This window comes from Thiorhodovibrio winogradskyi, from assembly GCF_036208045.1.
Classification (GTDB): domain Bacteria; phylum Pseudomonadota; class Gammaproteobacteria; order Chromatiales; family Chromatiaceae; genus Thiorhodovibrio; species Thiorhodovibrio winogradskyi.
Window position 1 is genome coordinate 4,539,530 of the sequence record NZ_CP121472.1, and the last position, 26,215, is coordinate 4,565,744.

Below are 26,215 nucleotides of genomic sequence, written 5' to 3' on the forward strand. Positions count from 1 at the left end.
CAAGGCTGATATCACAGCCAGCATCAAGACCAGCACTCAACTCGGCATTGCATCGCTTCAACCTCAAGCGCCCGGCAGCGCTCGGTATATAATGCCGCCCCATCGCGCCCGGTTGGCGCCCACAGGAGGCCATGATGTCCGAGATTCTCTACCAAGCCAATCCGTCGGTCTGGCGGATGCGCCCGATGGGCACAATAATCGCCTGGCTGATGCTGGCTGGCGGACTCTTGATCGGCCTGACCGGCAACCTGCCCTACCTCGAAACACTCTATGCCAGCTTCCCTGCCCTTCATGGGTGGCAGCTGCAGCCGCGTTTCCTGGCCCGGTACGCGGGTTATGGCATCGCCGCAATTGGCGCCTTTAACCTGTTGCGCTGGTGGCTGACCTGCCTGGTCGACCAGCTGGAAATTTATCCCAACGAGATCATCTGGACTCACGGACTACTCGCCAAGAATTACACCGAGATCAACATGGGCTCCGTTCGCACCGTACAGGTTCATCAATCGCTGCTCCAGCGTCTGGTAGGCGCCGGTGATTTGCTGATCTTCACAACCGGTGATGAGCCCGAACTTGCGGTCCACGGGCTACCCCGCCCCAACGAGATTAGAGAACACATTCGCCAGCGCGCTTCAACAGCAGGCTAAGGTACCTTCGTGAACATTGCCAGATCCCTTGAATGCCATCAGGCTCGTGGACTCACCGCACTGCTCCTGCTGGGCGTGAGTGTCTTCCTCACACCCCTGAGCGCGCTCGGCGATAGTGGCGTGCTCGCACGCATCGCGCTGAGCCAAAAAATTCGTATCGCTTACCCGGAGAACTCTTACCCCATCGCCTTCAAAGACGAAGACGGCCTGCCGCGGGGATATTCGGTCGACCTATGCCGGCGCATCGTCGCCAGCATTCAGCGCGACCTCGGGCTCGACGGCATTGCCATTTCCTGGATCGAGGGCAACACTCCCAGGCGCCTGGCCGCCGTAGCCAACGGCGAGGCGGAGCTAGACTGCGGCACCACCACCATGACGCTTTCACGCCAACAAAAGGTGGATTTCTCCTATCCGATTTTCGTCGAATCCGGTGGCATTTTGGTTTTGAAAAACGCAGGAATCGGGAGCCTCGCGGACTTGGGCGGCAAGGCCATCGGGGTGATCCCGGAAACCACCACCGAGCATCGGCTGCGCCCAGTGCTGGCCGAGCGTCTGATCAACGCCGAGCTCAAGCCGATTAAAGACGCCAAGGATGGACGCGAGCAACTCCTGGCGGGTGCCATAGATGCCTTCGCTGATGACCGCCTGGTGTTGATCGGACAAGTGGCGGCCAGTGGCAAGACCAATGCCTATCAGGTTATTGACACCGACTTTTCAGTCGATCCCTACGCCCTTGCACTCTCGCGTGACGATGCAGACTTTCGCCTAGCGGTGAACAGGGGGCTAGCGCAAATTTATGCGTCCGAGGAAATTGACCGCATTTTCGCGCGCTGGTTTGGCGATGATGCCCAGCCGACGCCGCTGCTGGATTCCATCTATTTTATTTTCGCGCTCCAGGATTGAAACCTGCGCATCCATGCGCTCGCAATACTGCCCAATTCTCAACTGGAGCTCTTACAGAGATAAGCCGTAGGGAGGAAGCGCCCCGGAACTCTCTCAGGTCGCGACTGCGCTCGCCTCGCTTCTCAAGCGCTCATAAAGGCGATCTTTCAGCAACAGTCGTTCTTTCTTAAGATCCTCAATGGTCTCATCGGCCACGGGCGTTCCCAACTCCTCAAGCCTGCGGACGCGTGCATCGAGCGCGTCGTATCTGTCCATGTCCTCGGCAAAATCCGAATCGGCTCCCCGCATTGCATCGATTTTTCCGACGAGCTCAGGAAACTCGTGAATCAGGTCGTGCACTTCTCCAAGCATCGTTGTATTTTCTCCACATTGTCAGCACCAGCCAAGGCCAATGCGCTTTATAATAAAGAACTAGCCTCAAAAAATCCGAGCGATCATACCCCAGCAAGTATAGCCCAGCGCTTCTAACGCGGTCAGAACCCGCGGGGCGCCCCCGGCGAAAACTCTGGGCACAAAGAACCCATCTATACCAAAAGGCTGCGCTGGGTCATTAATTCTTGTTCATCTTCTCAATCAGCTCGTCGGTGAGATCCGACTCGGGATCGAGATACAAGATCCCCGACTGACTGGACTCAAACACCGCGGAGAGTTTCTTCTTCTCGGCCAGGGCTTTCAATGCTACTCCCGCCGGCTCGAGAATCTTCGCCGCTTCCTCCTGCTGGGCCTGCATCAACTCGCGCTGCACGGCAGAAAAGTCTTGCTCGAATGCCTGGATGCGCTGACGAATCTCGGTTTCTTTCTTCTCGACCTGGGCTTCGCTCATCAGGGGTTTGTCGCGTTCGAGCGCTGCCTGGAGCTGACGAATTGCCATCTCCTTCTCGGCAAAGGGCTCGGTCTTAGGACTGAAGCGCTCCTGAAGCCGGGCCTCGGCATCGCGACCAAGCTGGCTTTCCTGCAACACCCGCTGCATGCTTACATGAGCGATATCCGCCGCCTGCGCATCCGCAAGGCCAAGCAAGGGCACACACAACAGGCTTGCAAGGTACAATAACGCGGTCTGTCGTCTCATTCACTCTCTCCCACAAGGGTATTCCCGTTAAGACTTGGGCAAGCAGGACCGACACGGAGTCGATCCAAGGCAAAAAAAACAGAGTTTATAACAATCAGGCAGGGTTTTTTTGCTTTCCGTCATCGGCGGCCGGATGATTGCGGTTCGACACGAAAAACAAGGGGTTCAAACCAGCGTCGCCGCCAGCCCGCGCGCGTTGGACTTGAAGCGTCATGAAACCAGAGCATGGGGTGCACATGGGCAATTCCTTACAGGATCAGCTTTTACAAGCCGGCCTGGTCAGTTCGCAGCAGGCCAAACAAACCCATTCCAAAAAGCGCAAACAGCGCCGCCAGGGCAGCGATACCGAATCAGCCGAACGCCGCGAGGCCCTTGCCCGCGCCGAGGCGGAGAAAGCCGCGCGCGACCGTGAGCTGAACCGCCAGCGCGAGGAAGAAGCCGCGCTGAAAGCCGCCCAAAGCGCACTGCGGGAGCTGATTCACCGCCATCGAGTGGCGCGCGTCGATGGCGACCTGGCCTATAACTTTGCCGACGGCTCGGCACTGAAACGGCTCCATGTCAACGCCGCCCAACACGCCGCCATCGTCGGTGGCCAGCTCACCATCGTGCGTCAGGACACTTTTTATGAGCTCATCCCCGCGGAGATCGCAGCGCGCGTCGCCGAACGCGACCCGCGGCGAATTCTCGTCTGGAACCAGTGCGGCGAGCAGTCGGCGGAAGAAGACGACTATGCTGAATACCAGGTGCCGGACGATCTCATGTGGTAATTGAGTCCCATGTGAGTGGGATCTGCGGTGATGGAGCCGCGGGTCATGGAAATGGCGACAAGCTCTGCCAACAACCCAGCGAGCGACCGTGCAACTGATCGACACCCATCAGCAACTCCAAATTTGGGTGTTTCATCTGGTTAGAAGCGGCTTCCAGCCGCTTCATGGCGCGCCAAGATGGCACGTCTTCTGATAACCGCGCCAACAACCGGGCGCAGGAAAACGGAATCTGAAATTGCTGGACACCCATTGCCACCTGGACTTTTCCGCCTTTGACCAGGATCGCACCGAGGTATTGGCGCGCGCCCGCGCAAGCGGTGTCCTTGCCATCCTGATTCCGGGCGTCATCAGCGCAACCTGGCAGGGCGTGTTGGACCTTTGCCAGAGAAGCCATGGCAGCTGCTTTCCTGCGCTGGGTTTGCACCCGCTGTTCATTACAGCGCATCAGCCGGCGGACATCGACCGTTTGCGCGAGCGACTGCGACAACAGCCACCTATCGCCATCGGCGAGATTGGGCTTGACTTCGCCGACCGGGACTGCGACCGCGACACACAACGCTGGTATTTCACGCGGCAGCTCATCCTTGCCAGGGAGTTCAACCTGCCCGTGCTGCTGCATGTGCGCAAGGCCCATGACGAAGTGATTCAAGTCTTACGCACGGCCCAACTGCGAGGCGGCATCGCCCATGCGTTCAACGGCAGCTTGCAACAGGCTCAGGCCTATCTGGCACTAGGCTTCAAGCTCGGCTTCGGCGGCATGCTCACCTTCGGGCGCTCGCGCAAACTGCGGCATCTGGCGCGCGAACTCCCGCTCGAGGCGCTGGTGCTTGAGACAGACGCACCCGACATGACAGTTGCCTCGCATCAGGGACAGCGCAACAGCCCTGAGTATCTGCCCGAGGTGCTGGCCGCCCTGGCCGGGGTGCGCACCGAGAGTCTCGATGAGCTTGCCAAGGCCACCACCGCCAACGCCATCAGCGTCTTGCAACTCGACAGATCGCTGGCAAGCTTGCTCTGATAGCCACGAATAATCCACCGGGCGATCAGCCTGGCGAAGCTGTTTGAACGGCAGGGAGGCGAACAACCACAGCCCCAGAACCGCGCTCAGCGCCAAGCCACAACGGCCACGGCGCCGGCAGCGCAGCAAAGCAAACTTCAACGTCAGCAGAACAGCCAGCGGCGGCAAAGCCTATTGTTTTAAAACCAGATACATGCCGAACCTTTCACTCCAAGCCACCCAGGATTATTATGTGACCAAGGGCAACATCTGCCGCGCGCAGGGCTCGCCAAGCGCTCAAGAATGGCGTATTTTCAAAGGTGAACCAAATCCTCCCACGCCGAGCAGGAGCGCTGCGACCATGACGCCCGAATCCCTGGTCCGCGAAGTCGACAATCTTGTCTCTTTTCCAGAAGCCGCGCTGCGCATCAACGAGCTGATCGACCATCAGGCGACCACCATTGAAGACCTCGCCGAGGTGATACTGACCGACCCGGCGCTCGCCGCACGCTTGTTACGCCTAGTCAATAGCGCTCTCTACGCCCGGCAAGCGCCGATTGACAGCGTCACACGAGCGATTCCAATGATTGGCTTTCGGGCGCTGCGTGATCTGGTCATGGCCACATCCGCCGTCGCGGTCTTTCAGGATTTGCCACCGGAACGCGTTAACATGGAGCAGTTCTGGTTCCATGGGGTTGCCTGCGGGGTCGCCGCCCGAGAAATCGCCCAGCGCCTGGGGCACAAGGGTGGCGAGCAGCTGTTCCTCGCCGGGCTGCTGCATGGCATTGGCAAGCTGGTCTTTTTCAGCCGCTGCCCGCGGGACTATCTGAAAGTCCTTGAACGCATTGAGAACGAGGGGCTTACTCCGGCGGCGGCCGAGGAAGCCATCTTCGGCTTTCACTATGCCACCCTTGGCGGCGAACTCTTGCGCGACTGGCATTTTCCCGAGCGAATCTGGCAAGCCGTGGCCCATCATCAGCATCCTGAAGGCGCCGGGCAATATCGCCAGGAAGCCGAGACCATCCACGGCGCCGAAATGATCGCTGGATTGGTTCAGGCCAAGAGTTCCGAGTCGACCGAAGCCGCCCCCCCTCAAGGCATGGAAGCAATCGCCGAGCGTCTTGGATTGGACCAGGATCAGGCGACATCCCTGCCCCTTGATATCAGTTTGCAAGTGATGGAGGTGTTTGAGGTTCTGGTTCCCGGGGCATCCATGGTCTGGTAAATGCGCTGGTCGATGTGCTGGCAGCTGTCATGGCAGGTGCTCTGGACAGCTAGGCTCAAGTCGCAACCCGTGCGCTGGGCCTTGCTAGTCTCTTCAACCGGGCACGGGATCAACCAGACTTGTCCAGCCCTCCGATCACGAACCCCTGCCGCGCCCAATCGATGATGCCTCCGCGCAGATTGATCACATTGTCAAACCCCTGCTGCATCAGAAACTGGCAGGCATGGTAGGAACGCGCGCCACTGCGGCAGTAGATCACCAGATCCCGGTCGCGCGGCAGCTCGCCCTGGCGCAGGGGTAGCAGATGCATGGGGAGATGCGTTGCCCGCGGAATGGCGCCCTGAGCCACCTCCTCTGGCGTGCGAATATCGACCAGCTGGAGGTTGTCGGACGCATCCAGACGCGTTTTAAGGGAATCGGAATCTATTTCTCGAACCACTGTTTCTCCTACCCGTCAGGCTGAAATCTTCGTATATTGTTGTACCTTGGCAGCCGTGGCTCAAGCCTCGAACGCTGCCGCTAGCCTGAATTAGCCTGATCCGAAGGCGCCCAGGCAAGCATGCACCCAGGTCAGCCAGGCTGTCCCCTATCCGCTGTCATTATCATTTCCTGTCATTATCCCTTCATGGAACAATTACCGATTTTTCTTGATGTCAAAGACCGCCCTTGCCTGGTGGTCGGCGGGGGCCGCGTTGCGTTACGCAAGCTCAACCATCTGCTGGCGGCTAGTGCGCGCGCGCGGGTCATCGCCCCAAAGGTCATCCAGGAGATTCAGACGCTCGCCGACACGAGCAAGATCACCCTCGGCTTACGCGCTTTTGTCGAAAAAGATCTCGAGCAAGCATCCCTGGTCATTGCCGCCACCGACAACCGCGCGCTGAATCGCTCCATCGCCGAACAGGCCAAGGCACGCAAACTGCTGGTGAATGTGGCCGACCAGCCAGAGGATTGCAATTTTCTCATGCCGGCCATTATCGACCGCTCGCCGGTGGTGGTGGCGGTCTCAACCGGCAGCGCCTCACCCGTGCTGGCACGCATGATTCGCGCACGTCTGGAATCACTGGTACCAGCTGGCTACGGGCGCCTCGCCGCGCTATGCGCGCGCTACCGTGACCGGGTCAAGGCGCGTTTTGATGATCAACGCGACCGGCGCCGGTTCTGGGACAGGGTACTCCAGGGGGGCGTTGCCGAGCGTGTATTCTCTGGCCACCTTGAAGAAGCTGATCAGACCATGGAGCGCGAGCTTGACATGGGCATCACCGACTCGGGCAAGGGAGAAGTCTATCTGGTTGGCGCCGGCCCCGGCGACCCCGACCTTCTCACTTTCCGCGCCCTGCGCTTGCTTCAGCAGGCGGATGTCGTGGTCTATGACCGCCTGGTTGCCAAGCCCATTTTGGCCATGGTGCGGCGCGACGCCCGCCACATCTATGTGGGCAAGGAACGCAACCATCACGCCATGCGCCAGGAGGAAATCAACGCCCTGCTTGCCCGCCTGGCCAAGGAAGGACATCGGGTGCTGCGTCTCAAGGGCGGTGATCCCTTTATTTTTGGCCGCGGCGGCGAGGAAATCGACACCCTGGCCGCGCAAGGGGTGCCCTTCCAGGTGGTGCCCGGCATCACGGCGGCATCTGGCTGCGCCTGCTACGGCGGCATTCCGCTGACCCATCGCGATTACGCGCAATCCGTGACCTTTGTCACGGGCCACCTCAAGGACGGCAGCATCGACCTCAACTGGCCACAACTAGCCCATCCCCACCAGACGCTGGTGTTTTACATGGGGCTGGTCGGACTGCCGGTGATCGTGGCAAAGCTCATGGAGCATGGCGTGGCGCGCGACATGCCGATCGCGCTGGTTCAGCAGGGAACAACTCACATGCAGAAGGTTTATGTTGGCACGCTTGATGACATACTGACCAAGGTCGCGCAGGACCCGCCGGAACCGCCAACGCTCGTCATTGTGGGAGAGGTCGTCAAGCTGCGGGACAAACTGGCCTGGTTCAGCGCCAAGCCGGATCCAGAGCGCGGCGCCACCACGCCCATCTTGCCGGGCGACTAATCTTGCGCCGCGCAACGACCGCCTTGTGGCCCGGGGTCTGGCTGAGCCTCATGCTGAGCCTTGGCGGCACGCCCGCCATGGCCGGTAGCGATCTTGAGTTGCATGTTGGTATTGCCCGCGAATCCTCCCTGCCGCTGGCAACCGTCAGCCAGGGCGTGCTCAGCGGCCTTGCCGTTGACCTCTCCAGCCTGCTTGGCGAGCAACTGGGCATGGAGCTCAGACTCAGTCAGCTACCAGAGCGCGAGCTGATTGCCGCGCTCAAGGGCGGGCGCATCGATTTGATGCTCAGCACACTGCCGAATGAGGAGTTACGCGCGCTGCGCCTGTTAGCCAGCACCCCATTGTTGCGAACCGGGCAACTCGCGCTGGTGCGACAGCAGGATTTGGCGCGTTATACACGCAAGATCGATATACTCTCCACCCATGGTAAGGTCGGTTTTCAGCGCGGCACCACGGCGGCGCGCGCGGTGCACGAACTCATGCCCCAGGCTGAACGCATTCCCTTCCCCGAGGCATGGCAAGCGCTGATCGCGCTCAAAGCCGGGCAACTTGACTTGCTGGTACTCGACGGCCTACGCGCCTGGAACCTGCTTGCGGATCCCGAGGAATCCGAGCTAACGGCACTGCTTGACCCACTGCTCAGCGAGCATCTGGTCTGGGCCGTGCGCGAGAAGGACGTTCACCTACTCGCGCGCATCAACAGGGCGATCGCCCAGTGGCAAACCGATGGCGCTCTTGAACGTTTGATCAGCCGCTGGATTCCGATGCGCATTGAAGGGATCCGGTGACGGATCGCGACTCATACAAAAGCAAAGGACATTCCGATGATTGGAGCGGTTCCTGGCTAGGACACCGAAGTCTCCTCTGGCCCCTGCGGCATGGGCCCACGCTCGATAATCTGCCGGTAGCGAATCCGCCCGCACTGATCGGCCAGCCATTCACCCGTCCTGGGGTCGCACAGGTCGGGCGCGATTTCCAGCAACGGCAACAGCATGAAATCGCGCTCAAGCAAGCCGGGATGCGGCACGCATAGGTCCGCGTCTTGATGCAGTTCAGCGCCAATCAGCAACAGATCTATATCCATGGTGCGCGCCGCGTTGCGATGGGAACGCTCGCGCCCAAGCGCAAGCTCAATCCGCTGGGTGCGCGTCAGCAGCCTCCGCGCCGAAAGATCGGTTTGCAGCGCCACGGCCAGATTGAGGAATTCCGCCTCGGTCGCCCCGCCCCAGGCTCTGGTGCGGTAGAGGCTCGAGACCTCCATCCGGGTAACATCAGGCAGCGCACGCAACAGCGCGAGAGCGCGCCTGACATTGCGCAAGGCATCGATATTCGAGCCGATGGACAGATAGGCCATGCGCTCGCCGCCCGCTTGCAACGGCGCCTGAGGGTGCGGGTTGTTCGTCATGCACGGGTTGGGAGCCCCCGTGGCCGAACCCGAGTGCCGGTGAACCGACCCTCAAGACCCAGCACCACGGCGGCGCGCTTGCCTAGAATGTTGCCAATCGCGATTGACCTTCAGCCCATTCGCTGGTGGCCATTCGCTGGTGGCGATTAGCTGGCGGCTTCCTGGTGATATTGGCGGATGCGCTCGACCTCGTTGCGCGAGCCGAGAATCACCGGCACCCGCTGGTGCAGGCTTTCCGGCTGCAACTCCATGATGCGTTCCCGCCCGATGACGGAACCGCCGCCGGCCTGTTCGACAATAAAGGACATGGGGTTGGCCTCGTACATCAGGCGCAACTTGCCGCCCTGCCCTTTGGAGCGCATTTTCGCGTCCATGGGATACATGAACACCCCACCACGGGTCAGAATCCGATGCACCTCGGCCACCATGGAGGCGATCCAGCGCATATTGAAATCCTCGCCGCGTGGGCCCTCCTTGCCAGCCAGACACTCATCGACATAGCGCTTCACCGGGGCATCCCAGAAGCGACTGTTGGAGGCATTGATGGCAAACTCTCGGGTATCGGCCGGTATGGTCATGTTCGGGTGGGTGAGAATAAACTCGCCGATGTTCTGATCGAGCGTGAAGCCATTCACGCCCTTGCCGCTGGTCAGCACCATCATGGTCGAGGGGCCATAGAGCGCGTAACCCGCCGCCACCTGCTGGGTGCCAGCCTGCAGAAAGTCCCGCACCGTGGGTTTCTCGGCGCCACCCGGACACTTGAGGATGGAGAAAATGGTCCCAACCGAAACGTTCACGTCAATGTTTGACGAACCATCGAGCGGGTCAAAGGTCAGCAGATACTTGCCGCGCGGATACTCATCGGGAATCTGGTAGATGTCATCCATTTCCTCGGACGCCATGGCACCGAGATGGCCGGCCCAGGCGTTACATTGCAGAAAGATCTCGTTGGAGAGCACGTCGAGCTTTTTCTGCGTCTCGCCCTGCACATTCTCGCTGCCAGCGCTGCCCAGGGCGCCCACCAGGGCACCATGATTGACCTGATTGGAGATCATCTTGCACGCTGTCACAATATCGTTCAGCAGCGCCGTGAAATCACCCGTCGCGCCTGGCGCGCGGCGTTGTTCTTCGCTGATAAACTGCGTGATGGTCGTTCCGTGTGGCATGGTGATAAAACCTCTTGAGTCAAGCCATAAGCGGCCGAAGCGGCCCGCGGGCCATCGGCCGGTGCAAAAACCACGCATTATAGTCGCTTTTTGGCTTGGATTCGACGCCGCGATGAACCCGCAGGCCAACAGGCGCGTTCGCGCAACCGACTTAACCCATGCAGGGCCCGCCCCATGAACCACAACCAAGATCCGCATGACCGCCGCCGCCTGACCGACCGACCTGCCGCGCTCGTGCTTGCCTTCAGCCTGCTGCTTGCCTGGGCACCCCCGCTCCTCGCTGGCCCCATCGAGCAAGTCCTGGCAATGGACCAGGCCAGCCTGGTCGTCGGGCCCGCCGGGCAACGGCTGATTAACCACCATGCCAGCACCCCGATGATCCCCGCCTCCACCATGAAGCTGGTGACCGCGCTGGCGGCCATTGAGCGCTGGGGGCTGGCGCATCGCTTCACCACCGAGGTGCTGCTCGACGCCAATCGGCGGCTGTGGATCAAGGGCGGCGGCGATCCCTACCTGGTCGCGGAGGAGATTGATCGCCTGGTCCAGGCGCTCAAGACGGGCGGATTGGACCGGGTCAGCGGACTGGGTCTGGACGACGGACTCTACGCAAGCGACTTGCGGGTTCCCGGACGCTCAGGCAGCAACAACCCCTATGACGCGCCCCTGTCGGCACTGGCGGTCAACTTCAACACAGTGAATCTCTCCATCGGGCAAGCGGGCATTCGCAGTGGCGAGCCACAAACACCGCTGACGGCCACCGGCCTGCGCCTGGGTGCCGGACTGGGGGCCGGCACACATCGCATCAACCTGGGCACCCGAGCGAGCGCGCTCACCTATTTTGCCGAAATCCTGACCGCCAAGCTGCGACAGGCAGGCATTCAAGTGGAGGACGACCTGCTCATGGGCCCGGTGCCCGCAAGCGCCAAACGGCTGCATGCGCATGCCAACAGCCGAAGCCTCGAGCAAATCATTCGCGGCATGCTTGAGTATTCCAACAATTTTGTCGCCAACAACCTCTTCCTGCTGCTTGGCGAACGGGCGGGCGAGACCAATTTTGCTCAGGCGCAACAACAGATAGAAGACTGGGCAAGGCGAAAATTTGGCTGGCGCAACTTTCGCATCGAGGACGGCGCGGGGCTCTCGCGCGGCAACCGCCTGAGCGGCGAGCAACTCATCGAGCTCCTCGGCGCCCTGGCCGACTATCGCCCGTTATTGCCGGAGCAGGACAATGAGCCCCGGGTGCGCGCCAAGACCGGCACCCTGAGCGGCGTCAGCTGTTACGCGGGTTTTGTCGAGCGCCCCGGGGGCTGGGTGCCCTTCAGCCTGATGATCAACCAGCCAGCGCCCCATGACCTGCGGCGGCGCCTGGCGCAAGCCCTGGCGGACGCGCCGACTCTGGCAACCCCGGCACCATGACACAAGCAGTCATCGCGGCCGTTCCCGGCGGTCTGCCAGCCAATCGCCCTTGGCCGCGAGGCACAGGCAGGCTGGCGCTCGCGTTTTTGGTCTTGACCACCTCTGCCTGCCAAGGCACCCATCCAACAGCCAGCAGGCAATCGCCTGTGCCAGAAAGCCCGGCGGCCCAGTCCGCATCCGCGCTGATACCCGAGGTGCCCTACCGCAAGGCCAGCGGCGGTTACCCCTCGCTGGCGCCCATGCTGACACGCATTACCCCAGCGGTAGTCAATGTATCGGTGGTCTCGGAGGTCATGATCGAGGATCACCCCTTCCTGCGCGATCCGCAATTCCGCCGTTTTCTCGAGAACTTCGACATCCAGCTGCCTCCTCCGGGCGGCGGCGTCCAGCAACATGGCAGCGTGGGTTCCGGCTTTCTGCTCGACGGCCGTCGCGGACTGGTGCTGACCAATGCCCATGTCATCGAGGACGCGACCGACATCACTATCACCCTGAAAGACAGGCGCAACCTCAAAGCACGAGTCATCGGTCGTGACCCGGGCTCTGACATCGCCCTGCTGCGCATTCCGCCGGTGGCCATCGACGGACTGACATGGGGTGACTCCAACGCCCTGGAAGTCGGGGATTTCGTGATTGTGATCGGCAACCCCTTCGGGCTGGGTCAGACGGTCACCTCGGGCATTGTCAGCGCGCTCGAGCGTTCCGGGATCGCTGGCGACCGGCTGGGCGATCTGATCCAGACCGATGCCTCCATCAACCCGGGCAATTCGGGCGGACCGCTGATTAACCTCGCGGGCGAGGTGGTCGGCATCAATTCCGCCCTGCTCGGCCCCGCTGGCGGCAATATTGGCATCGGCTTTGCCGTGCCAAGCAATCGCGTCAGGCAATCCCTTGCCCGCATCATGGGACAGACGGATTCGGCGCGCCGGGCGCTGCCGTGAGTTGCTCGAATGCCGGGCTCATCCGCGCCTGGTAGCCTGATTCTGAGCGCTCGATGAAAAAGGCCGCAATCCCCTGCTCTTTGGCAAGCGCCAGGCCGCGCTCCGGCCCCAGCACCAGCAGGGCAGTCGCCAAGGCATCGGCGCGCATGCAGCTTTCATCCAGCACGCTGACCGAGGCCAGACGATGATCGACCGGTCGGCCGCTCGCGGGATCGATGGTGTGGGAGTAGAACACCCCGTCCTGCTCGAAGAAGTTGCGATAATCGCCCGAGGTGGCCATGGCGACATCCCGCAACGGCACGACACGAAAGACCGCCCGCCCACCGCTTTTCAGGCGCTCGTTGGCCGGGCGCTCGATGGCAACGCGCCAGGGCCGCTGGGGATGGCGGCCGGCGGCGCGCAGCTCGCCCCCCACCTCCACCAGATAATCCGTGACCCCACGCGCGGCCAATAGCTCGGCCAGCCGGTCCACCGCATAACCCTTGGCGATGGCGGAGAGATCCACATAAAGTTCGGTCTGGGTTTTGCGCAGTGCCGGCGGGTCGGCGCGCACCTTAAGGCTGTGGTAGCCGGTCACCGCCAGCGTCTCGGCGATGGCCTCGGGCGTCGGTGTCCGATCCAGATGAAACTCAGGCCCAAAGCCCCACAGATTGACCAGGCGCCCGACACTGACATCAAAGGCCCCCCCGCTCAGGTGGCTGATCCGCTGTGCCTCCGCCACCACCCGCGCCAATTCGGGTGGGACCGCGAACCAGTCGGTTGAGTCCGACTGATTAAAGCGCGAGAGCCAGGAGTCTGGATCATAGGTGGACATCCGCGCGTTAATGCGCGCCAACTCCTCGGCGATAGACTGCTGCAAGGCGGCGCGGTCGAGATCCGACGGCGGCCTGGCCACCTGCACCGAGTAGCTGGTTCCCATGGTCCGCCCTTTGAGCTCGAGCAACCCGGGCGGCTCGGGCCCACCGCAGGCACCAAGCAGCAAGAGCGCGAGCCCCAGTTGCAGGCGACCTGCCCAGCGCGCTGTCACAGTCATCCAACCAGCGCCGGCGTCTGGTCTCACCGACCCTGATCGCAAGGGCATCACTGGTTTGACGGCGCGGCGGTGGGATTAAACAGCGTCAGCTCCGTGCCCGGGTCAAAGCGACGCGGCCAGGCTTGCGGGTAGCTCCGGCGCACCGCGGGCAGATCTTCCGATACCTCCTGGTTGCTGGTGTACAACCCCTGAATCACCGCGATCATTTTTCCATTCGGGCCCGAGCGGAAGAAGTACAACGACTGACCATCGGCGCTTTTCTGGCGCGCCAATTGTCGCGCGCTTTCCTCAAGGCCAAAGGCGCCAAGCTGAATGCCATAGCGCACGGAATTCAGTACCAGACTATTGCTGGCCGGAGTCAGGCCCAGCATCCCCGGGTCCACCGCCGGCGAGGATGCAGTCGCATCCGCCTCCGCTGGGCCTTCGGACGGGGCTGGGGTCGAGGCCGGGGCCGAAGCTTGATCTGAAACCGGAGCCGGAGCCTCTTGCGCCCGCGCCAGCGGCGCGTCAGCCTGGATCTCCTCTTGGTCATCGGGTGGTCGAGCCGGTTCGGCCGCATCGGCCTCGGGAGATGGATCATCAGACATGCCCGCATCCTCGCGCGGCGGTTGACTGGCTGGCGATTCTGACACACCCGGCACCCCCGGCATGGGCTCGGATGCCGGAGCTTGCACGAAAGCCGGAGCGCCGCCCGGCAAAGTATCTGGCGCGCTTCGGTTCCTGCCCGCGAAGTACTCCGTCAGGGCGGTCGCCTGTTGCTCGAGCCGCGCCAGGCGCTGCTCCACGCCCTCGAACTCACCCTCGATGGCGGCAAGGCGCCCTTCCACCGCTCGCGCGAACTCGGGGGGAAGTCCAGATGCCATCGTGGGTGCTTGCGCTGCCTCTCCCCCACCCGCGTCAGGGCCAGTGCCGAACAGCCACCAACCGAGCCCGAAGAGCGCCAGGGCCAGGACGGTGACCGCTCCCAGCCCCATCGCCATGTGACGCTGGATTTGCTGGAGCTGCTGGCTCCACTCAGCGCTGCCCGGCATCTGGGGTGCCGCCCGAGGTGCGCCCCGGCGTGAATCCCGGCGTGACTCAGAAGGTGAATTGCGACCTGAATCCGGGGGTGGCGCTTGCTTTGCCAGGGCATCCTCCGAACTGACCGGTGGGGGTTCCTTGGCGAAGGCTGTCGCTGGGGACAAGGCCGCGGCTGGCTGGCCAGTGGAGAAGAGAACATCCTCTGGCTCCGCCGGAGATGAAATCTCGAGCGGCTCCTCAAGCGGCGCGGGTGACGCGCCTTCCTCCACGGACAAGGCCTGGGCAAAGCTCTCTGCAGCGATCGGATCTTCGGTGACCGGGTCTTCAGGCTCTGGGTCTTCGGGATCCAGGTCTTCCGGCGTCGGGTCTTCAGGCTCTGGGTCTTCGGGATCCAGGTCTTCAGGCGTCGGGTCTTCAGGCTCTGGGTCTTCAGAGGTCAGCGCGTCTTCCCATGACGCATCACTTGGGTGATCAATGACCTGCCCCTGTTGTTGCTCATTTTCACTCCACTCATCATCCAGGGGAGCGGCGCGCCGATCTTCGATCTCATCGAAGGCATCGGCCAATTCCTCCGCCTCGGCCAGGTCAATGGCCTCCTCGTCCGGGGCAACTGGCGCCCTCATTGTCAAAAGGTCTTGGGACCTGAGACTGTCATCCGCGCTCTTGGCGTCGGCGACCTTGTCACTTGATTGCGCCATGCTGGCATCCTCCCGGGGCTCGGCTCGAATTGGCTGTGGCTGCGGGTCTGGTTCGGAGATGGGTGCGTCATCCTGGCCGGCTCCGGAGTCATGGTGCGTCGCCGAGGTTTCCGGCTCATCCATGCCGGTCGCGGCAAAAAGCTCATTGGCAACCGAGGCAATTTCCTCCTTGTCGGCGGCACTGAAGAAGGAAGCCTCTGGACCAGCATTTGCTCTGTCTTCTGGTTCCGGTTCTGGTTCCGGCTCCGGCTCTAGTTCCGGCTCCGGTTCTGGCTCCGGCTCCGGCTCTGTTTCCGGCTCCGGCTCCGGCTCTGGTTCCGGCTCCGGCTCTGGTTCCGGCTCTGGTTCCGGCTCTGGTTCCGGCTCCGGTTCCGGCTCTGGTTCCGGCTCCGGTTCAGGTTCTGGCTCCGGCTCTGGTTCCGGCCCCGGTGCCGGCTCCCCGTTACCGGGCGCCAAGCCAGCCAAATACTCCGCCACCTCCTCCTCCGCTCGCTCGTGCAGGGTTGAAAACTCCGCGAGCGTCTTTTGTGCATGGATAAGGCGCTTGTCAAGGCGATCAAAACGGGCTTGATCCCGCGGATCGGCGGCAAAATCGTCCGCGCCATTGATCAGCATTTGCACCTCGAGCCGCAGGGCCGCGAGCCCGCACTGCAGACTTGGCAAGGCGGCGATCCCGGTTTCCGACGGGACTGGCACGCCGCTGGAGTCGCTTTCGGCAAGACCAGCGGGTACCAGGGCGGCGGGCAGACGCGCGTCGCTATCAATGACCTGTTCCAGCGCGCGCTCGGCGGCATCAATGAAGGCGTTCAGCCGCGCGGTCAAGGCATTCGCATTGACGGGGGCGGCTGACTCAGCGTCAAATGCCCCATCCGGGTTGGCCACGAAGGTGTCAGAGCGGCCGCGCAGCATATTGAGACTGGTCATGACCCGCGCAACGGTCTCGCCAGTTGTTGGCTGCTCCGGCGCAACGGCCGCTTCTGGCTGTTGGTGTTTGTCCTGCATCTCAGACCCCAGGGGCTTGTCACTCGCTCAAGGCAATCAGCAGCATTCTATACCCATGTTCAATGCGTTTTTCGCCGCGCCACGGCCAGGGCTCATCGGGAAACCAAGGATCAGGAAACCAAGGCAGCATCCGCCGAGGTCCTCCGGACAAGGCACATTCGCACTAGGATGACTCACCCATGGATCTTAGTCAGATCACGCTTCTGAGCCTGGCCCAGGGCTTAACCGAATTTCTGCCGATTTCAAGCTCGGCCCATCTCATTTTAGCCCCTTTGCTCCTGGGTTACGGGCTTCAGAGCCTGGCCTTCGACGTGGCCGTGCACCTGGGCACCCTCTGCGCGGTGATGCTCTACTTTCGCCGGGAACTCATCACCATGACGGGCGCCATGCTCGGGCGTTCCCAGCACGCCCAGGCGCGTCAGGAGCGTCGCCTGGGTTGGATGCTGGTCATCGCCACCCTGCCGCTGTTGCTCCTGGGGCTGCCGCTCAAGACCCTACTGGAGGTCTTGCGCCAGGACGAGCACCTGGTTGCTCTGGTGATTGCCGCCACCACCATTGGCTTTGGTCTGCTGCTATGGCTGGCTGATTGGCGCGGCCGGCGGGTGAAGGACGAATACAAGCTGGACTGGAAGGCGGCATTGGCCATCGGCTGTGCTCAGACGCTGGCCATTATTCCGGGCACCTCGCGCTCGGGCGTCACCATGACCGCCGGCCTGATGCTTGGCCTGACGCGCGAGGCCAGCTCGAGATTCTCCTTCCTGCTGTCAATTCCAACCATTTTGCTCGCGGGCGCGGTGGCAACCCGCGATCTCCTGACCAGTCCAGAGCCGGTGGACTGGCTGGCATTGTGCGGGGGCGCCCTGATCTCTGCCGTGGTGGCCTACGCAACCATTCATTTTTTCCTGCGGCTGATCGAGCGCGTCAGCATGTTGCCCTTCGTGCTCTATCGTGTGCTGCTTGGTGGCATCATTCTTATTCGCATCCTGTAAGCCTGGCGCTGTTATCGCGCAGCTGCCAAGCAGCAGCCGAAACACCTGAGTTTTTCACACCGGCGCCCAGCAACCCTGTGGGTAAGCTGTTAAAGACCAGGTTTTTTGCATGGAAAATGAACACCTTCCAACTGATTGCTCATTTTTTGATCAAACCCGGGAGCTGCCTGACCAACTGGTTTATGCCAAACTATACCAATCGCAAATGAGTTTTCGGTTTTGGGCCGGGTGCCGGGCGCGGGGGACGCCGTGAATCCATCCCTGGAGGCTTCATGGCGGCATCCATGCCGCCAAGACCCCCGCGCCCGGCACCCGGCCCAAAACAAGCCGATATCCAATGTGGGTTCGGTATATGCACCGGCAGCCAAACATCAGACCGCTGACATCAACCGCTAGAGACTTCCGACACTCATGACGCAAGCAAGCGCGAACGTGGATCACGCCGAAATCAGCAAGTTCGAGCAACTAGCCGCGCGCTGGTGGGACCCGGACAGCGAATTTAAAACCCTGCACGACATCAACCCGCTGCGCCTGGCCTTTATCGAACGCAAGGTCAAGCTCGAGGGCAAGGAGGTGCTGGATGTCGGCTGCGGCGGCGGCATTCTGTCCGAGGCCATGGCCGCGCGGGGAGCCAAGGTCACCGGCATCGACATGGGCGAGATGCCACTGCGCATCGCCGAGCTGCACACGCTTGAAACCGGCGTGCAGGTCGACTACCGCCGCACCTCGGCCGAGACCCTGGCCGAGGAGGCGCCGGCAAGCTTCGATGTGATCACCTGCATGGAGCTGCTCGAGCATGTGCCAGAGCCCGCCTCGGTGGTGCGCGCCTGCGCCCGGCTGGTGCGCCCCGGTGGATATCTGTTCTTCTCCACGCTCAATCGCAACCCCAAGTCCTATCTGTTCGCGGTGCTAGGGGCTGAGTATTTACTGCAGATGCTGCCAAGAGGCACCCATGACTATGCGCGTTTTCTGCGTCCGTCCGAACTGGCATGCTTTGCCCGCGCCGCCGGCCTGCGGCTCGATGAAATCAGCGGCATGACCTACAACCCACTGACCCGGGTTTACCGACTCGACCCCAAGGATGTCTCGGTCAATTACCTGCTGAGCTGCCAACGTCCGGCTTGAGCCCCGCCCCGCCATGCAAAAACACCCCCTGTCCGTCACCGCCACGGTCCCACAGGCGCCTCTCGCGATGAACCCAAGCACCCACTCTCTTTCCTTTCCGCCCGATCTGCTCGCCGAGCGCGTGATCCTGGTCACGGGTGCCGCCGAGGGGCTTGGTCGCGCCGTCGCGCTGGCCTGCGCCCGCCATGGCGCCACCTTGGTGCTGGTTGACTATGAGGACACCGACCTCGATGGGCTATACGACGAGATCGAAGCAAGCGACGCACCCCAGCCGGCCAGTTTTCCGCTTGATCTGGAAAAGGGCGACGAAGCACTCTTCATCGGTGCCGCCGACACCCTGGGCAACGAGTTCGGACGCCTTGATGGCATTGCCCATTGCGCGGCCTTCGCGCCCTATTTGACGCGCATCGATGACTATGAGCTCAAGGACTGGGAACGGGTGCTACGGGTCAACCTGACCGCGCCCTTTCTGCTCACCCAGGCTTGTTTGCCGCTGCTGCGCGCGGCGCCCGACCCCAGCCTGGTGTTCGCCGCTGATCGGGTCGGCCGTCAGGGACTGGCCTACTGGGGGGCCTTTGCCGCGGCTAAATGTGGTCTGGAGGGGCTGATGGAGGTGCTGGCGGCGGAGAACCAGGCCGAGCAGCCAATTCGCGTCAACAGCCTGGACCCTGGCATTCTCAACACCGCCATGCGCCGGATTCTTTATCCGGGCGAACATCCGGGCAATCACCCACCCCCCGAGTCAGTCGCTCCAAGCTTTTTGTATCTGCTCGGTCCCGAAAGCCGGGGCGTGAGCGGGCAACGGCTTACGGCGCCCTGTTATCCTGCCGGGACGGCTTGAGTCGTTTTTCTCAAGCCCGCCGCTGGTCTTCAGGATCCTTGAGAGCCCCTTTACAGCAATTCCAAATTCGGGTGTCTTATTCGCTGTAGAAGCGGCTTCCAGCCGCTTCATGACGCGCCAAAATGGTGCGTCTTCTCATGACCTAGCCAATCAACGGGCGCTGCAAAACAACATTTGGAATTGCTGGCCCCGCAACGCGCGAGTTGACAGAGGCAGGCGATCAGGCTAATCTTCCCGGCTCTGCTGCAGCCGTTCTGGCGAGCACCGCTCCCCCTGCCGAGGTGGCGGAATTGGTAGACGCGCATGGTTCAGGTCCATGTGGGCGAAAGCTCGTGGAGGTTCAAGTCCTCTCCTCGGCACCATCTCCCAACTGGCAACCCAGTTTTAAGCCCCGCTTTCAATCCCTGGTTTTTCCCGGCCACTGGGTTCATCCCGTCTGTGATCGCGTGTCATCATGCCGGTCGCAAGGCGCGCTTAGCCGTTGGTGCAAATGCCCGTGATTTGCCCGACGGGCAGAGGATTCGACCCAACCTGCTCTCCACCACGCATCCGCCAACGGCCACTCCAATGAAAGCCACTCTACTGTTTTTAAAAAAGGATCAGGAACGCCGCCTGCTCGCCGGTCATTGCTGGGTGTACAGCAATGAGGTCGATACCGAGCGCTCGCCGCTCAAGGGGCTGGAGCCCGGCGCGCCGGTGGAGTTGTTCGCGCGCGGCGGGCGCTGGCTGGGGCATGCCTATGTCAATCCCAATTCCCTAATCTGCGCGCGCCTGGTGAGCCGGGACCGCGCCCGACCCTTGAGCCCGGCGCTGCTGCTGGCGCGTCTGCATCAGGCGCTGGCGCTGCGTGAACGGCTGTATGAGCACCCCTTCTATCGGCTGGTGCATGGCGAGAGCGATGGCCTGCCGGGTCTGGTGGTGGATCGCTATGGCGAGCTTTTGGTGGTCCAACTCACCACCGCCGGCATGGAGCGCGCGCGCGCCGAGGTGCTGGCCGCGCTAGAGCAGGTCACAAGGCCCAAACACCTGCTGCTGCGCAATGACAGCCCGGTGCGCGCGCTGGAGGGCCTGGAACAGCAGGTTGAGTGGGTACTGGGCGATGACCCGGGCGAGATTCACTTGCGGGAATCCGGGCTTGAGTTCCTGATCGACCCCGTGCATGGGCAAAAAACCGGCTGGTTTTTTGACCAGGCAGACAACCGCGCCGCGCTCAAGCGTTTCGGCGCGCGCGCTCGGGTGCTGGATGTCTTCTGCTACCTTGGCGCCTGGGGACTGACGGCCGCGGCCGTCGGCGCCGAGCAGGTCAGCTTTATCGACAGCTCGGGCGATGCCCTGGCGCGGGTGGGTGCCAGCGCCGAGCGCAATGGCCTGGCCGAGCGCGTCGGCGCCTTGTTGCAGGGCGACGCCTTCGATGCACTGCGCCAAGTGCGCGATACGGGAGAACGCTTTAACTGCGTCATTCTCGACCCGCCCGCCTTCATCAAGCGGCGCAAGGATATCCGCGACGGCGAGTTGGCCTACCAGCGCCTGCACCGCCTCGGCATGGAGTTACTAGCGCCCGACGGCCTGCTGGTCGCCTCCTCCTGCTCCCATCATTTAAGTCGCGAAGCCTTCCATCGCGGCTTGCAACAAGCGGCGCGCGCCGCCGGACGTGAGCTGCAGTTGCTGCATGACGGCGGCCAGGGGCCAGATCATCCCATTCATCCGGCGATTACCGAGACAGCCTACCTCAAAACAGCCTTTTTGCGCGTGCTCTAACTCCAACTCCCAATCACGCGAGCAAGGGACATCATGTCACCTCTGCTCGCGCACCGCGGGGCATCTGTCCAGGGCAATTGCTCTAGCTGCTCGCGCGACCGGCACGCTTGCGTTCGTGCTCCTTCAAAAAGCGCTTGCGGATGCGAATGGCGGTTGGCGTGATCTCAACCAGCTCGTCGTCCTCGATGAACTCCAGCGCCTGTTCGAGCGAGAAGCGGATGGGTGGTGTCAGCAGGATGTTCTCATCCGAGCCGGCGGCACGGATGTTGGTGAGCTGTTTGGCCTTGAGCGGATTGACCACCAAATCATTGTCGCGCGAATGGATGCCGACCACCTGGCCTTCATAGACTTCCTCGCCGGGAGCGACCAGCAACCGGCCACGATCCTGCAAGTTAAAGAGCGCGTAGCCGAGCACCTTGCCCTGGCTGTTGGCGATCATGGCGCCATTGCGACGCGGCGCGATGCCACCTTGATTGGCTGGGCCATAGTGATCGAACACATGATGCTTAAGACCGGTTCCCGAGGTCAGGGACATGAACTCGGTCTGAAAGCCGATCAGTCCGCGCGAGGGGATTTCATAGTCTAGCCGCACCCGACCCTTGCCGTCCGGCACCATGTCCTTCAGCTCGCCCTTGCGCTCGCCGAGCGCCTGCATGATGGCGCCCTGATTGGCTTCTTCCAGGTCCACCGTGAGCTGCTCGTAGGGCTCGCAGATGACGCCATCGACCTCGCGGAAGATGACCTCCGGGCGCGACACCGCCAGCTCGTAGCCCTCGCGGCGCATGTTCTCGAGCAGAATGGACAGGTGCAATTCGCCGCGGCCGGAGACGCGGAATTTTTCCGGATCCGTGCCCTCCTCCACCCGCAGCGCGACATTGTGAATCAGCTCGCGTTCCAGGCGATCCTTGAGCTGGCGGCTGGTCAGGTATTTGCCATCCTTGCCGGCGAAGGGTGAGGTATTGACCTGGAAGGTCATGGTCACCGTGGGCTCATCGACCGTTAGCGGCGGCAGCGCCTCGACCGCCTCGGGATGACACAGGGTGTCGGACACATTGGGCGCATCAATGCCGGTCACCGCCACGATGTCGCCGGCGCGGGCTTCTTTCACCTCGCTGCGCTGCAGGCCCATGTAGCCATAAACCAGCCCGACCTTGGCGCGCTGGCGATCCCCGTCGCGCTTGACCACCATCACCTGCTGATTGGGTTTGAGAATGCCGCGCTGAATCCGCCCGACACCGATGGCGCCAACAAAGGAGCTGTAGTCCAGGGTTGAGATCTGCATCTGGAAGGGGCCGTCGGGATCCACCGCCGGAGCTGGGCAGTGTTCGACAATGGACTCGAACAGCGGCGTCATGTCGCCCTCGCGCACATTCTCGCTCAAGCCCGCGTAGCCGTTGATGGCCGAGGCGTAAACAATGGGGAAATCGAGCTGCTCATCGCTGGCGCCCAGGCGGTCGAACAGATCGAACACCTGATCCACGACCCAGCTCGGGCGCGCGCCGGGCTTGTCGATTTTGTTGATCACCACAATGGGTCGCAGTCCGTGCTGAAAGGCCTTGGTGGTGACAAAGCGCGTCTGTGGCATGGGGCCTTCCTGGGCATCGACCAGCAAAAGCACCGAGTCCACCATGGACAGCACCCGCTCGACCTCCCCACCGAAATCGGCATGGCCCGGGGTGTCGACGATATTGATGCGATAGTCCTGGTCGTTCAGCGTCAGGCGCAGTGCCGTGTTCTTGGACAGGATGGTAATGCCGCGCTCTTTTTCCAGATCGTTGGAATCCATCACTCGTTCGACCGGGCCGAAGCGATCACCGAGGGTTCCCGATTGTTGTAGAAGCTTATCGACCAGGGTGGTCTTGCCATGGTCGACATGGGCGATAATGGCAATATTGCGCAGACGCTCGATCACTGAACCGTTACTCCGGAGGGGTCAAAAAAAGCGCGGCCAAAAAGCTGGCCGCGGGAGCGCGAGTATAGCGGGTTCGGCCTGCGACCGCGCGACTCGCTGAGGGTGGCATCGGCGAATGGCAAAGGATCGCGCCTGGCGCGGATGGCGGAAACCGTTCGGACACCTGATCGCAAAAGATTCGTAACCCTGCTTCCCTCTAGAGAAATCCCCCGGCATCCACAACAGCTGTGGATAACTCTGTGCACAAGGCTTGGGCAGAGCCGCTAAGTCCGCGCCAGAGCGCGCTTTCGTTCAACTTGGCCGCATTCTGACCACCAGACTATCTCATTGATTTATAATCAAATTAAAAAACACCATGCGAAGAGCACCGAGGCGCCATCAGGCTCTCCCCGAGCGCCGGAGCATCACCAAAGGTTGTGAATAACAGCCCAGCTCCGCTGTCAAGTACCGGCGTGCTGGTGCAGCCGGCGGTGTCAGTCGAGCAATGACTCGAAATCCTCGATCGGCATGGGCCGGGCAAAAAAGAACCCCTGATAATGACTGCAGCCATGGCTGGCGAGAAAATCCCGCGCGGTCGCGGTTTCCACCCCTTCGGCAATCACATCCAGCCCCAGGCTTTGGCCCAGGGTAATGATGGTGCGCACAATGGCGGCATCATTGTCATCGCATGGCAAATCGCGCACAAAGGACTGGTCGATCTTGAGTTGATCGAAGGGCAAGCGCTTCAGATAGGCGAGTGACGAAAAGCCGGTGCCAAAATCATCCAAGGACAGCTTGATGCCTTCGGCTTTGAGGTGCGCCATGGTCTTGGTGACCTGATCAAGATTGTCGAACAGCAGGCTTTCGGTCACCTCCAGCTTGAGTCGTTTCGGGTTGGCGCCCGATGTTTTCAGGGCATCGGTCACCTGGCTGACAAAATCGGCCTGCTGAAATTGTTTTGGGCTGACACATTAACCGACAGGCTGAGCCATTGCCGGGCCGGATGATCCTGCCAGCGCTTGAGCTGTTGGCAGGCCTGGTCCAGAATCCAGCGCCCCATGGGCACAATCAGGCCGGACTCCTCCGCCAGCGGGATGAAAGCGCCGGGGGAAATCAGACCCTGCACCGGATCTTGCCAGCGCACCAGAACCTCGGCACCCAGGGTTCTTCCCTGGCGATCAAACTGGGGCTGGTAGTACAGGCGTAAGTGCCGCGGAATGGCCTGGCGCAGCCGCGATTCCAGCGCGACCCGCTGTTCGAGCGCCTGCTGCATGCTCTGGTCGAAGAAATGCAGACAATCGCGGCCGATCTTTTTCACCTGCAGCATGGCCGCATCGGCGCGCTTGAGCAGATCCGTGACACTATCCGAGCTGCCATCAAAGGGGGAAATCCCCATGCTGGCCGTGATCACATACTGATTGCCGTCGATCTTGATCGGTTGGCGAATGGCCGCGAGCAGGCGTTCTCCGGACTGCTTGGCTCGCAGCAACGCGGCATCCTTCTGGGATCCGAGATTTTCCATCACCACCACGAACTCATCACCGCCGAGTCGGGCGACCGTGTCATCTCCACTCACAGCAGCGACCAAATGGCGGGAAATTTCGATCAGCACCTTGTCACCGACATCATGGCCTTGGGTATCGTTGAGGGCGCTAAAATCATCGAGATCGATGAAGAACACGGCACCAACAGTCCCAAGCTGCTTGCTGGTGCGCAGCGCCTGCTGCAAGCGGTCGATGAACAGGCGTCGATTCGGCAGCTTGGTCAACACATCAAAATACGAGAGGCTATGAATCTGTGCTTCGGCTTCCTTGTGTTCGGAGATGTCCTCGAAGGCGCCAACATAATGGCTAATGCGCCCATCACCATCGCGCACGGCGGAAATATGCAACCACTCGGGATAGATCTGACCGTTCTTGCGCCGATTCCAGATCTCGCCTTGCCACTCGTCCTCCTCTTCAAGCTTTTCCCACATGGCGCGGTAGAAACCGGCGCTGTGCTGACCTGATTTCAGCATATCGGGAGTGCGGCCAATCACCTCGTCCGGCCTGTAGCCCGTCGTTTGGCAAAAAGCGCGATTGACGCGCAGAATGCGCTGCTCGGCATCGGTAATGATCATCGATTGGCGGGTTTCAAAGGCGGTGGCGGCGATACGCATCTCGCGTTCAGCCTCCTTTTGCGGCGTGATGTCTTCGGTGAAAATCACAATGCCGCCAATCGACTCATCAGCGCGATACCAAGGTCGCACCTCCCAACGCTGCCACTGGGTACGGCCATCCGGGCGAATAAAGCAGTCGTTTTCAGCACTCAGCACCTCACCACGCAGCGCCCGCCGATGCACCTCGCGCCAGCGTTGGGGAATCTCCGGGAACACCTCGTAGTGGGAACGCCTGGTCAGATCCTGGTCCGCCAGGCCGTAATCATTCCGCCAGCGTCGACTGACAACCATGAAACGCATCTCGGTGTCGAACATGGCCAAGGCCGCCGGAGCATATTCAATAAATAGGCGTTGCCGGGCCTCGCTTGTGGCAAGCTGCCTCTCGCGCACACGCAAAATTCCGTAGAGGAGCAGCGCGGTGGCAAGGATAAAGGCGATGCCTTTGTACTGCTGCCACTGCGCAAGCTGCGCCGCATCCCGGGCAAAGAGGGTGAGGACCCAGTCGGACAGCAAAATCCATAGGCTGCCGAAGCCAAGATAGACCAGGATAATGCCTAACGCGGGGTTCTTCCGATCCATGCCTAAGTCCTGCTTGGCTGTTTAGGTTGCAGGCCAGCACTATTTCAGTGCGAGCTTGGACGCAGCAGAAGCAAGAGCACCAGACTGGCCGCGCCGAGCGCCATGGCATGCAGCCGGTCTCCGCCCAGCAGCGCGTAGACGAAGCCCAGCACCAGCGGCAACTCGCATAGCGCCCAGGCAAGAACTGAGAATCCCATCAGCCGGTTCACATCCGCCTGGCTGCTAGCCGCGGCGGCAGTGTTCACAGGCTCCCGCCCGCGCTGGATTTCTCCACCAGCCCGTGCCATCAGCCAGCGCCCGAGCGCCAGCGTCAACGGCAGGGCGACCAGTGCCGCGATCAGCAAGGGTTGCTGCGCGGATGGGACAGGCGCAACCGCATTAAACCCAGGCAGCACCCAGGCCAGCACCGTTAGGACCACCACCGAATTGATCTGCGCCAACCAGAGAATGAACTGGCGGCGCGCTGGATTCAGGCCATTGTGCTGCTTGCTCATAGTTAAAATCCCCGCACTCTCCAATAGTGATAAATTTC

22 protein-coding genes, 1 tRNA gene and 2 pseudogenes are annotated in these 26,215 nt (G+C 61.7%); 14 read left to right on the forward strand and 11 right to left on the reverse strand.

Annotated elements, in window-relative coordinates; all coding sequences use genetic code 11:
* The first annotated feature begins 131 nt into the window (after positions 1 to 131).
* Both Thiowin_RS20845 and Thiowin_RS20850 read left to right on the forward strand, forming a co-directional pair.
* The gene (locus Thiowin_RS20845; protein WP_328984891.1) at positions 132 to 644 is read left to right on the forward strand and encodes a PH domain-containing protein; all 513 of its coding nucleotides are present in this window, start codon (positions 132 to 134) and stop codon (positions 642 to 644) included.
* A 9-nt stretch (positions 645 to 653) separates the two neighbouring features.
* Complete coding sequence (locus Thiowin_RS20850) at positions 654 to 1,547, forward strand: amino acid ABC transporter substrate-binding protein (protein ID WP_328984892.1); 894 nt, start codon at positions 654 to 656, stop codon at positions 1,545 to 1,547.
* Between the two features lie 93 nt (positions 1,548 to 1,640).
* Here the strand turns inward: Thiowin_RS20850 and Thiowin_RS20855 are convergent, their stop codons facing one another.
* Together Thiowin_RS20855 and Thiowin_RS20860 are read right to left on the reverse strand one after the other, a co-directional pair.
* Complete coding sequence (locus Thiowin_RS20855; RefSeq protein ID WP_328984893.1) at positions 1,641 to 1,898, reverse strand: YdcH family protein; 258 nt, start codon at positions 1,896 to 1,898, stop codon at positions 1,641 to 1,643.
* Positions 1,899 to 2,097: 199 nt separating this feature from the next.
* Positions 2,098 to 2,616: an OmpH family outer membrane protein gene (locus Thiowin_RS20860; RefSeq protein WP_328984894.1), complete on the reverse strand. Its 519-nt coding sequence runs from the start codon at positions 2,614 to 2,616 to the stop codon at positions 2,098 to 2,100.
* A 212-nt stretch (positions 2,617 to 2,828) separates the two neighbouring features.
* On the opposite strand from Thiowin_RS20860, the gene Thiowin_RS20865 reads away from it, so the two are divergent.
* The 3 genes from Thiowin_RS20865 to Thiowin_RS20875 all read left to right on the forward strand — a co-directional run bounded on the left by Thiowin_RS20865 (position 2,829) and on the right by Thiowin_RS20875 (position 5,605).
* Positions 2,829 to 3,383, forward strand: a complete 555-nt coding sequence (locus Thiowin_RS20865) for a DUF2058 domain-containing protein (protein WP_328984896.1) — start codon at positions 2,829 to 2,831, stop codon at positions 3,381 to 3,383.
* Between the two features lie 235 nt (positions 3,384 to 3,618).
* Entirely contained in the window at positions 3,619 to 4,401 is a 783-nt protein-coding gene (locus tag Thiowin_RS20870; RefSeq protein ID WP_328984897.1) for a TatD family hydrolase, read from the forward strand.
* A gap of 340 nt (positions 4,402 to 4,741) precedes the next feature.
* Positions 4,742 to 5,605, forward strand: a complete 864-nt coding sequence (locus tag Thiowin_RS20875) for an HDOD domain-containing protein (protein ID WP_328984898.1) — start codon at positions 4,742 to 4,744, stop codon at positions 5,603 to 5,605.
* A 109-nt stretch (positions 5,606 to 5,714) separates the two neighbouring features.
* On the opposite strand, the gene Thiowin_RS20880 is transcribed toward Thiowin_RS20875, so the two are convergent.
* Positions 5,715 to 6,044: a rhodanese-like domain-containing protein gene (locus Thiowin_RS20880; protein ID WP_328984899.1), complete on the reverse strand. Its 330-nt coding sequence runs from the start codon at positions 6,042 to 6,044 to the stop codon at positions 5,715 to 5,717.
* A 186-nt stretch (positions 6,045 to 6,230) separates the two neighbouring features.
* Between Thiowin_RS20880 and cysG the strand changes: the two genes are divergently transcribed.
* Entirely contained in the window at positions 6,231 to 7,661 is a 1,431-nt protein-coding gene (cysG, locus tag Thiowin_RS20885; protein WP_328984900.1) for a siroheme synthase CysG, read from the forward strand.
* A 2-nt stretch (positions 7,662 to 7,663) separates the two neighbouring features.
* Positions 7,664 to 8,449: a substrate-binding periplasmic protein gene (locus tag Thiowin_RS20890; protein ID WP_328984901.1), complete on the forward strand. Its 786-nt coding sequence runs from the start codon at positions 7,664 to 7,666 to the stop codon at positions 8,447 to 8,449.
* A 56-nt stretch (positions 8,450 to 8,505) separates the two neighbouring features.
* On the opposite strand, the gene folK is transcribed toward Thiowin_RS20890, so the two are convergent.
* On the reverse strand, positions 8,506 to 9,066 hold the full coding sequence (gene folK, locus Thiowin_RS20895; protein ID WP_328984902.1) for a 2-amino-4-hydroxy-6-hydroxymethyldihydropteridine diphosphokinase: 561 nt from the start codon (positions 9,064 to 9,066) through the stop codon (positions 8,506 to 8,508).
* A gap of 146 nt (positions 9,067 to 9,212) precedes the next feature.
* A complete protein-coding gene (locus Thiowin_RS20900) occupies positions 9,213 to 10,232 on the reverse strand; it encodes a class 1 fructose-bisphosphatase (RefSeq protein ID WP_328984903.1) in 1,020 nt (339 codons plus the stop codon).
* A 174-nt stretch (positions 10,233 to 10,406) separates the two neighbouring features.
* On the opposite strand from Thiowin_RS20900, the gene Thiowin_RS20905 reads away from it, so the two are divergent.
* Together Thiowin_RS20905 and Thiowin_RS20910 are read left to right on the forward strand one after the other, a co-directional pair.
* Positions 10,407 to 11,648: a D-alanyl-D-alanine carboxypeptidase/D-alanyl-D-alanine-endopeptidase gene (locus Thiowin_RS20905; protein ID WP_328984904.1), complete on the forward strand. Its 1,242-nt coding sequence runs from the start codon at positions 10,407 to 10,409 to the stop codon at positions 11,646 to 11,648.
* A complete protein-coding gene (locus Thiowin_RS20910; RefSeq protein WP_328984905.1) occupies positions 11,645 to 12,589 on the forward strand; it encodes a trypsin-like peptidase domain-containing protein in 945 nt (314 codons plus the stop codon). Before Thiowin_RS20905 ends, Thiowin_RS20910 begins: the two co-directional genes overlap by 4 nt.
* Here the strand turns inward: Thiowin_RS20910 and Thiowin_RS20915 are convergent.
* The 3 genes and pseudogenes from Thiowin_RS20915 to Thiowin_RS25485 form a co-directional block, all read right to left on the reverse strand.
* Positions 12,549 to 13,622, reverse strand: coding sequence for an FAD:protein FMN transferase (locus Thiowin_RS20915; protein ID WP_328984906.1), 1,074 nt, complete (start codon positions 13,620 to 13,622; stop codon positions 12,549 to 12,551). The two genes, Thiowin_RS20910 and Thiowin_RS20915, sit on opposite strands and share 41 nt — an antisense overlap.
* 47 nt (positions 13,623 to 13,669) lie before the next feature.
* Positions 13,670 to 15,463 carry an SPOR domain-containing protein gene (locus Thiowin_RS20920; protein WP_408034242.1) on the reverse strand — a complete coding sequence of 598 codons (1,794 nt, stop codon included), beginning with the start codon at positions 15,461 to 15,463 and terminating at the stop codon, positions 13,670 to 13,672.
* A gap of 45 nt (positions 15,464 to 15,508) precedes the next feature.
* A pseudogene (locus Thiowin_RS25485) lies at positions 15,509 to 15,778 on the reverse strand (hypothetical protein); the annotation flags it as partial.
* Between the two features lie 743 nt (positions 15,779 to 16,521).
* Here Thiowin_RS25485 and Thiowin_RS20925 point away from each other — a divergent pair.
* From Thiowin_RS20925 to Thiowin_RS20945, 5 genes are all read left to right on the forward strand, one after another.
* Entirely contained in the window at positions 16,522 to 17,331 is an 810-nt protein-coding gene (locus Thiowin_RS20925) for an undecaprenyl-diphosphate phosphatase (RefSeq protein ID WP_328984908.1), read from the forward strand.
* Between the two features lie 411 nt (positions 17,332 to 17,742).
* Entirely contained in the window at positions 17,743 to 18,456 is a 714-nt protein-coding gene (ubiG, locus tag Thiowin_RS20930; protein WP_328984909.1) for a bifunctional 2-polyprenyl-6-hydroxyphenol methylase/3-demethylubiquinol 3-O-methyltransferase UbiG, read from the forward strand.
* A 67-nt stretch (positions 18,457 to 18,523) separates the two neighbouring features.
* Positions 18,524 to 19,297: an SDR family NAD(P)-dependent oxidoreductase gene (locus Thiowin_RS20935; RefSeq protein ID WP_328988139.1), complete on the forward strand. Its 774-nt coding sequence runs from the start codon at positions 18,524 to 18,526 to the stop codon at positions 19,295 to 19,297.
* A 275-nt stretch (positions 19,298 to 19,572) separates the two neighbouring features.
* Positions 19,573 to 19,659, forward strand: a tRNA-Leu gene (locus Thiowin_RS20940).
* 205 nt (positions 19,660 to 19,864) lie between these two features.
* On the forward strand, positions 19,865 to 21,055 hold the full coding sequence (locus tag Thiowin_RS20945; protein WP_328984910.1) for a class I SAM-dependent rRNA methyltransferase: 1,191 nt from the start codon (positions 19,865 to 19,867) through the stop codon (positions 21,053 to 21,055).
* 82 nt (positions 21,056 to 21,137) lie between these two features.
* Here Thiowin_RS20945 and typA read toward each other — a convergent pair whose 3' ends face one another.
* The 3 genes and pseudogenes from typA to Thiowin_RS20965 form a co-directional block, all read right to left on the reverse strand.
* Positions 21,138 to 22,967, reverse strand: coding sequence for a translational GTPase TypA (gene typA, locus Thiowin_RS20950; protein ID WP_328984911.1), 1,830 nt, complete (start codon positions 22,965 to 22,967; stop codon positions 21,138 to 21,140).
* A gap of 473 nt (positions 22,968 to 23,440) precedes the next feature.
* A pseudogene (locus Thiowin_RS20960) lies at positions 23,441 to 25,683 on the reverse strand (putative bifunctional diguanylate cyclase/phosphodiesterase).
* A 44-nt stretch (positions 25,684 to 25,727) separates the two neighbouring features.
* Positions 25,728 to 26,177, reverse strand: a complete 450-nt coding sequence (locus Thiowin_RS20965) for a hypothetical protein (RefSeq protein WP_328984914.1) — start codon at positions 26,175 to 26,177, stop codon at positions 25,728 to 25,730.
* Positions 26,178 to 26,215 lie beyond the last annotated feature (38 nt).